The sequence below is a fragment of the Corallococcus interemptor genome (assembly GCF_003668875.1).
Classification (GTDB): Bacteria; Myxococcota; Myxococcia; order Myxococcales; family Myxococcaceae; genus Corallococcus; species Corallococcus interemptor.
Window position 1 is genome coordinate 98,708 of record NZ_RAWM01000016.1, and the last position, 7,606, is coordinate 106,313.

Annotated in this window: 9 protein-coding genes; 2 read left to right on the forward strand and 7 right to left on the reverse strand. The window is 70.4% G+C overall.

Features of this window, described 5'->3' with window-relative positions; genetic code table 11:
• Positions 1–7: 7 nt before the first annotated feature.
• Positions 8–550, forward strand: a complete 543-nt coding sequence (locus D7X96_RS08840) for a DUF2378 family protein (RefSeq protein ID WP_120551917.1) — start codon at positions 8–10, stop codon at positions 548–550.
• A gap of 58 nt (positions 551–608) precedes the next feature.
• Here the strand turns inward: D7X96_RS08840 and D7X96_RS08845 are convergent, their stop codons facing one another.
• Complete coding sequence (locus tag D7X96_RS08845) at positions 609–1,304, reverse strand: pirin family protein (RefSeq protein ID WP_120551918.1); 696 nt, start codon at positions 1,302–1,304, stop codon at positions 609–611.
• A gap of 108 nt (positions 1,305–1,412) precedes the next feature.
• Positions 1,413–2,318 (reverse strand): LysR family transcriptional regulator, encoded by a 906-nt coding sequence (locus D7X96_RS08850; protein WP_120551919.1) that lies wholly within the window; start codon positions 2,316–2,318, stop codon positions 1,413–1,415.
• Positions 2,319–2,469: 151 nt separating this feature from the next.
• Here D7X96_RS08850 and D7X96_RS08855 point away from each other — a divergent pair, with 151 nt between their 5' ends.
• The gene (locus D7X96_RS08855; protein ID WP_120551920.1) at positions 2,470–3,018 is read left to right on the forward strand and encodes a YceI family protein; all 549 of its coding nucleotides are present in this window, start codon (positions 2,470–2,472) and stop codon (positions 3,016–3,018) included.
• 14 nt (positions 3,019–3,032) lie between these two features.
• On the opposite strand, the gene D7X96_RS08860 is transcribed toward D7X96_RS08855, so the two are convergent.
• From D7X96_RS08860 to D7X96_RS39935, 5 genes are all read right to left on the reverse strand, one after another.
• Positions 3,033–3,962: a DUF4382 domain-containing protein gene (locus D7X96_RS08860; RefSeq protein ID WP_121769480.1), complete on the reverse strand. Its 930-nt coding sequence runs from the start codon at positions 3,960–3,962 to the stop codon at positions 3,033–3,035.
• 68 nt (positions 3,963–4,030) lie between these two features.
• A complete protein-coding gene (locus D7X96_RS08865; protein ID WP_121723907.1) occupies positions 4,031–4,531 on the reverse strand; it encodes a hypothetical protein in 501 nt (166 codons plus the stop codon).
• Positions 4,532–4,730: 199 nt separating this feature from the next.
• Positions 4,731–5,405 carry a carboxypeptidase-like regulatory domain-containing protein gene (locus D7X96_RS08870; RefSeq protein ID WP_120551922.1) on the reverse strand — a complete coding sequence of 225 codons (675 nt, stop codon included), beginning with the start codon at positions 5,403–5,405 and terminating at the stop codon, positions 4,731–4,733.
• Positions 5,405–7,051 carry a caspase family protein gene (locus D7X96_RS08875; protein WP_121769481.1) on the reverse strand — a complete coding sequence of 549 codons (1,647 nt, stop codon included), beginning with the start codon at positions 7,049–7,051 and terminating at the stop codon, positions 5,405–5,407. The genes D7X96_RS08870 and D7X96_RS08875 overlap by 1 nt, the downstream gene beginning before the upstream one ends.
• On the reverse strand, positions 7,048–7,606 hold a 559-nt coding region (locus D7X96_RS39935), incomplete at its 5' end, for a hypothetical protein (protein ID WP_158626565.1). The genes D7X96_RS08875 and D7X96_RS39935, both read right to left, overlap by 4 nt.

Consider the following 7,606-nt stretch of genomic DNA (forward strand, 5'->3'; position numbering starts at 1 on the left):
CGGATTCATGGCAGAGCAGGTTGTCTATCGTCACACGATTGAAGGCTTGTTCCGCTCCATTGGCCCTCGGCTCACGCCAGGGCTGAAGAACCAGCTGAAACAAGCGGGGCTGGACCTGGACGCGCCGCTTCCCCGCAACACGCCCCGGCTCGTCTTCGCGGAGGCGCTGCGCATCACCGCGCGGCAGCTCTACCCGGACGTCGACACGGAGGAGGGCTACCGGCGCCTGGGCCAGGGGCTCATCCAGGGCGTGGAGCAGACGCTGCTGGGCAAGGCCCTGGTGGCGATGTGGCCCATCTTCGGACCGGAGCGCGTCGTCATCCGCATCCAGGAGAGCTTCGCCACCGTGAACAACTACGTGCGCACGGAGCTGGAGACCCAGGGCAGCGCGCACCACATCCTGCGGGTGAGCGAGTGCAACGGGAGCCCCGGCTACCTGCGCGGCATCATCGAAGCGGGGCTCGCCAAGGCCGGCGCCCGGAACCTGCGCGTGGAGCCCTTCGACTTCGACGGCCACGCCTGCTCCTACCGCATCCGGTGGGACCCCTGAAACGACAAGGCCCCCGGATCCCTTCATGGATCCGGGGGCCTTCTTCGCGGCCGGCGCATCAGGCCAGGTCGAACAGCAGGGCCTCCAGCGGCTCGGAGGCGGTGAGCACGAGGCTCGACTCGTCGGAGACGGCCACGCCGTCACCGGCCTTCAGGGCCACGCCGTTGAGCGTGCCGGTGCCGCGCGCGATCTGCACCCAGGCGTGACGGCCCTTGGGCAGGGTGTACTCCGCCTTCTCGCCCGGGCTCAGCAGCGTGCTGTTGAGCAGCACGTCCTGGTGCACGGTGAGGCTGCCGTCGCGAGCGTCGGGGCTGGCCACCACGCGCCAGCGTCCCTGACGGTCCTTCTCCGGGAAGAACTTCTGCTCATACTCCGGCTTCAGGCCCTTCTTCTCCGGGATGATCCAGATCTGCAGGAAGTGGACGTCCTCGTTGGAGCCGTTCATCTCGCTGTGCATCACGCCCGTGCCGGCCGTCATGCGCTGCACTTCACCGGCGCGCAGGAGCCCCTGGCCTCCCGTGCTGTCCCGGTGCGCGATGGCGCCGCTGAGCGGGTAGGTGATGATCTCCATGTCCCGGTGCGGGTGCGTGTCGAAGCCCTCGCCGGCCTGCACGCGGTCCTCGTTGATGACGCGCAGGGAGCGGAAGCCCATGTTCTCCGGGTCGAAGTAGCTGGCGAAGGAGAAGGTGTGGTGCGAATCCAGCCAGCCGTGGTTGGCGTGACCGCGTGCTTCGGAGGGGCGAACGTTCATCATGGTGTGTGCTTCCTTTCGAGACACAACATGCGCTCCGGAACGCCCCCTGGCCAGACGCGAACCTCGGGACACATCGTTCCATCCACGGAACGAAACGCCCGCACTGTCTCAGCGCTTCGCTCGCTTGAAGGCCTCCTCGTTCCGGGGCCAGAACTCGCGCAGCACCTCCACGAAGGCCATCACCTTGGGCACGTGGTGGCGCGTGGGCGGGTAGACGGCGTGCACCGGCGCGCCCGTGGAGCTCCAGTCCGGCAGCACGCGCTGGAGCCGCCCGGACGCCAGGTCCTCGATGCATTGCTGACCCGGGATGAGCGCCACGCCAGCGCCCAGGCACGTCACCGCGCGCAGCATGTCTGGCTCGTTCACCGTCAGCCGCCCGGACACCTTCACTTCGACGGAGCGCCCGCCCGCGTGCAGCGTCCAGACGTTTCCCTTCAGCGACTTTCCGAAGAAGAGGCAGTCGTGCTTCGCCAGGTCCGCCGGCGTCTTCGGCGCCCCTCGCGCCTGGAGGTACCCGGGCGAGGCCACCACGAGCCACTCGATGTCTCCCAGCCGCCGCGCCATCAGCGACGAGTCCGGCAGCCGCCCGGCGCGCACCGCCAGGTCGAAGCCCTCCTCCATCAGGTCCACCGCCCGGTCCGTGCAGAGCAGCTCCACCTGCACCTCCGGGTACTTCTCCATGAAGCGCGCCACCAGCGGCGCGAGGAAGTGGACGGACAGGGGCGTCGTCACGCGCAGGAGCCCGTGCGGGCCGGCCTGCAGTCGCGTCACCGCCAGCTCCGCGGCCTCCGCCTCCGCGACGATGCGCGCGCAATGTTCGTAGTACGCGCGGCCCACCTCCGTCAGGTGCAGCGTGCGCGTGGTGCGCTGGAGCAGCTGCGCGCCCACGCGCTCCTCCAGCTCCGACACCTTCCGGCTCACGGTGGACTTGGGCATGCGCAGCGCCTTCGCCGCCGCCGTGAAGCTGCCCGCCTGGACCACCCGGGCGAAGACGAGGAGTTCGTTGAGGTCCATGGCCCTTGCCTCGTGCAGGAGGAGGACTGTCCCAGCCATGGAACAGTGCTTCCTGCCGGTCCCGTCTAATCCGGAACGCGGGGGGCCGCTACCTTACGCCTCGTTGAAACACACCGCCGCGAACGCGGCGCTCACGACGAGGAAGACGACCATGGCCACGACCCTCTGGAACATCGACACCACGCACACCGGCATCCACTTCTCCGTCCGCCACATGGTCGTGGCGAAGGTGCGCGGCAGCTTCACGAAGTTCGGCGGCACCATCACCCTGGATGACGCGAACCCGGCGGCCTCCTCCGTGTCCGTCTCCATCGAGGCGGCGAGCATCAGCACCGGCGTGGAGCAGCGCGACAACCACCTGCGCTCGCCGGACTTCTTCGACGTGGCGCAGTTCCCGGCGCTCACCTTCCAGAGCACGAAGGTGGAGCCCTCCGGCAAGCACCTGAAGGTGACGGGCCAGCTCACCATCCGTGGCATCAGCCGCGAGGTCGTCCTGGAGGCGGAGCAGCTGGGCATCGCCAAGGACCCGTGGGGCAACACCAAGGCCGCGTTCGAGGCGAAGACGTCCATCAACCGCGGCGACTTCGGCCTGACGTGGAACCAGGCGCTGGAGGCGGGCGGCGTGCTGGTGGGCGAGAAGATTGAAATCGCCCTCGAGGTCCAGGCCGCCCAGGCGCAGTCGGGCGAGAAGGCGGCCTGAACCCCGAAAAGGGACTACTCGACGCTGAAGGACGTCAGCACGAAGTGCACGCCGGCTTCCGTGCCCGAGCCGATGGTCGCGGTCGCCGGGCGCGCGATGTCCGTGGTGAAGGACACGCCCGCCGGGGCCGCCAGGTCCACCTGGTAGGTGCCCGGCAGCAGGTACTTGAAGTCCGCCACGTAGCGGCCGTCCACGCCGGCGACGAAGGACATCGTCTCGCGGCTGCCCTCGGCGTTGATGAGCACCGCGGAGAAGCCGGCCAGCGCCGGCAGGCCCGCGGGCAGCGACACGTCACCCGGCGCCAGGGTCACCTCCACGTTGCCGGAGAACTCCAGGTCCGCGCCCTTGATGATGGGGCGCATGACCCACTTGCCGGAGCCGCCAGCCTCCTTGCCAAAGCTCTGCGCCACGTCGAAGTCCACCAGGATGACCTTCTGGCCGTCATCGCTGGTGATGGTGACGTCCGCGTCCTTGTCGAACTTGACCTTCAGGCCGGAGCTGCTGGCGCTGGGCATGTGCAGGTCGCCGTCCACCTGGGCGCCCTCGGGCAGGCCCGCGTAGTCGCGGGAGGTGGCGAAGATGCGGCTTCCGCCGTCCTGCTTCACCTGGACGTAGCCGCCGGTGATGACGAAGCGCAGCTCCTTGTACGTGCCGGGCGGCACCTCCGCGTCCTTCACCAGGTCCGCGGTGTCGTTGGCCAGGGTGAGCAGGTCGGTGGTGACGGGCTCGCTCAGGAGCACCACGTCGCCCTTGCCGTCCTTGTCACCCTCCACGCTGCCCTTCAGGTACACCTTCGAGATGGTCACCACGGCCTTCTCGAACGTGTCGCCCGGGGCGTCGGTGAGCTTGAGGGTGACGCGGGCGTTGTTGTCGCCGCAGGCCGCCAGGCACAGCAGCCCCGTGGCCAGCAGCAGGGTGGAAGTCAGGTGTCGCAGGGAGTTCATTCAAGAGCCTCGGTGTGAATCAGGAAAAGACGCGGGAGGAGACCCGCCCGCGTCCGGAGCGGCCACGCTCAGCCGATGTTCGGCCAGCACTGGCCTTCCTGGCAGGACAGGCCGTTGCAGCAGCTGTCCGCGCCGCTCTCGTCGGTGGAGCACTCATTGCCCTGGGGGATGCACTGGGGACCGGCGTCGACGTCGCCGCCCGAGGAGCCGCCGTCGGTCGCCGTGCCGCCGTCGGACTCGCCGGTGCCGCCGTCCGTGGGCGTCTCGCCGCCGTCGTCGCAGGCACCCAGCGTGTCGCCGTGGCGCAGGTGCGCGGCCATCGCGGGCAGCCCCACCCGGATGGTGTGCGCGTTGGCGTGATTGCCCGGCGGGATGTGGCAGAGGGTGGCGAAGCCATCCGGAGCGCTGCCGCCATCCGTGGCGGGTGCTTCTCCGGCGCCCAGGTTGTCGCCGCCGGTGGCGAGCGACGGATCCTCTTCCGTCGTCGTGGGGCCGCCGCAGCCGAAGGCCAGCAGCGCCGAGCACAACACCATCCATGCCGCGGAAGTACGAGCGGTCGGGTTACGCATGGTCATCCTCCTGTGAAACGAGGCGTTGGGGGGCCGCCCGGGGAGCGGAGTGCCTCGTTGTCAGGAAGACCCGCCTTTTCACTCAGTGGCCACAACGACAGACGGGCGGCGAAGTGTGAGGCGACGGACTGTCTGGATATGATTGGCTTTACGGAAAGCTTGATTCACAGCGGAAGCTGGCGCGCGCCGGAGGCGTATTTCAAAGGCTGTCGCCAGCGGCTTCCATGACGTGCTCATCCCGCGAGGAATGGCGGCCGTCTTCACAATCCGCGAACGCGCAGCGCTCCTCGGAGGAGTCATTCTCCGGAACCAGCTCCACGTTCAGCGCCGTCTGCTTGCCCGAGCCCACGCAGTCCTGGACGGACGTGGAGAGGAAGCCCGGCGCCAAGATGCTCACGCCGTAGCAGCCCTCCGGCAGCGGGCCCACGCGATAGGGGGCCTTGTCATCGAGCTGGGAGGCTTCGACGGGCGTGCCCTCCACGACGGCCTTCGCGTCCAGCACCTTCCGGCTGCTGCGGGTGTGGAGCTTCACCAGGAAGGTGCCGGCGGTGCGCGGCTTCACGTCCGGGACGTCCACGGACTGGCCGCCCTGCACGGTGAGCGGCACGCGCGCGGCCGTGTCCGCGGTGGCCAGGATGAAGAGCTCCACCGGGCCCGCGGGCACGTCCGTGAGCAGGAAGCGGCCCTGCGCGTCCACGCCGCTGCGCGTGCCGGGCAGGCCCACCACGGACACCAGCGCGACGGCGGGGTCGAAGTCCGTGAGCCGGCCGCGCACGGTGCCCGCGCGGAAGGGGTCATTGTCCAGGCTTCCGCACGCCCCCAGCCCCAGGAGGCCGAGCGACGACAGCGACAGCAGCAGGCTTTGGCGGCGCATCAGAAGCGGTACCCCACGCCGGCGTTTCCGCCGATGAAGCCCACGGCCTGTCCCTGTCCGTCCACCACCACGTACGTCAGCATCCCATGGCCCTGGGCGGTGAGCTCCAACCGCTCTCCCAGGCGCCATGCCAGTCCGCCGACGACACCGGGGCTGACGGTGAAGTAGCGCTGGCCACCAGTGAAGGCCTCCACGTCGAAAGACCTTCCCAGGTACAGCGCGGCCACACGCGGGCCCGCGAACAGCGTCAAACGCTCCCAGCGCCACAGGTACGGCGCCGCCGCTCCCAGGGTGAGCGTGGTGTAGCCGAAGGGCACGTGGCTGCCGGGCGCCACCTCCAGCTTCTGGCGCCCGTGCCCCAGCCCCAGGTCCAGCATCAGCCCCAGGTCCTGCAGCGGCACGTCCTCCAGCCGCAGCACGACGCCCACCTGGGGCGCCGAGGGCAACAGTTCGCGCCGGCTGCGGCCGTCCGCGAAGGACATCATCCCGCCCACCAGCGACAGCGCGCGGCGCGGGATGGCGTCCGACAGCAGGCGCTCCAGCGGCAGGCGCTCGCCCCGGGCCACGTCCACCTCGCGCCGCACGAGGACGGCGTCACCCTTGGTGAGCTCCACCGTGCGCTTGCCCGGGCCCACCGCGGCGCCTCCGGGCAGCTCCAGGCGCGGCTCGCCGTCCACCTTGAGCAGGAAGCCGTCCAGGCGTGGGTTGTAGGAGAAGAGCTCCGGCTGGCCCGAGCGGTCGATGCGGCCGGCGAGGATGACCGGATCCGCGCCCACCTCCACGATTTCGGCGGACGGCCGCTGGCGGCCCTCCGTGAAGGCGAAGGTGCGGCGGCGCGAATAGTCGTGGGCCTCCGTGGCGGTGACGGCGCCGTCCGCGTTGCGGTCCGCCGCGCCGCCCAGGCCCTCGATGAGGAAGTACGTGTAGATGTCGTTGCGCAGGCTCTCGTCCTCGCGCGCCGTCTCGCCCCAGTCGCTGGCGGCGAACACCATGGAGGCCCGGGAGGACTCCTCCAGGGGCCGCGCGTAGAAGCCGGACTTGATGCCGGCCAGCTCCACCTCCAGCTCGCGGGGCAACAGCGACTTGCCGCTGCCGCTGTGGCAGGTGGCCAGCACCAGCAGGCGCCGGCGGCTGGGCAGCTGTTCGAACTCCGCCTTCAGCGCGTCCATGGAGAGCGCCGTCTGGGGGATGGCGCGGTAGGACGCGTCGCGCGTGACGAGGTAGCGCGTGAGCTCCCCGCGGCCGTCGCGCGCGAGCGTGCCGTGCGCGGACAGGTACACCATCACCACGTCGTCGGGCCGGGTGGCCTCGCGCCGCAGCTGCCGCAGCGCCGCGAGGATGGCGTCGCGGGTCGTCTCCTCCGGGCGCGTGAGGACGCGCACCTGGTCGAAGTGGCCCCTCGCGGGGTCCTTCAGCGCCGCCGCCAGGTCGGTGGCGTCCTTGGAGGAGAAGCGCAGGGAGCGCCACTGCGGATCATCGAACGAGGACACGCCCACGAGCAGCGCGAGCCGCCGGGGCGTGTACGCCCGTGACAGATCCGCCGCGTCGAGCCGCAGCGGCACGAGCCCGCCCTTGTCTCCGGCCGTGGCGGATGGGCCCGCGCAGGCACAGAGGAGGACGAGCAGCAGGGGAAGAAGGCGCCTCACGGGGCCAGAGTCTGACCGGATTGGACCCGCACGTCGAACCTCACCACGGTGCCCGGGCGTGCATCCAGGCTGCCGTCCGCCTCGAGGGCGGCGAGTGCGTCCTGCTCCGACGCCCGCTCACCCGGGGCGAAGGCGATGAGCGCCAGCGACAGCCGGCCTTCATCCGACTCCAGGCTCACCCCCGTGAGGCCGTCCGGGCCCTCCAGGTCGTGCGTCCCGGCCTCCAGGGTGAAGTGGCCCAGCAGCTCCGGCGCCTGCTGATCCCGCTGCTGGTAGAGCAGCGCGGTGCCGGACTCCGTGGCGTGGTAGCGCAAGAGCAGCACCTCGTCGCTGGCGACGTCCGCGCCGGGGTCCAGCCGGCGCAGGCCGCCGTCGGTGCCGCGCGCGACCACGGCCAGCTCCAGGGAGATGCGGCCGGGGCCCTTCACGCCGGTCCATTCGCTCTGGCCGTGCGAGCGGCCCTTCACGAGCGGCACCAGCACCACCATCAGCACGGAGGCGGCGATGGCGCCGGCCATCCAGGCCACGTACCGGGCCGGGGGCGGGGCGATGCGG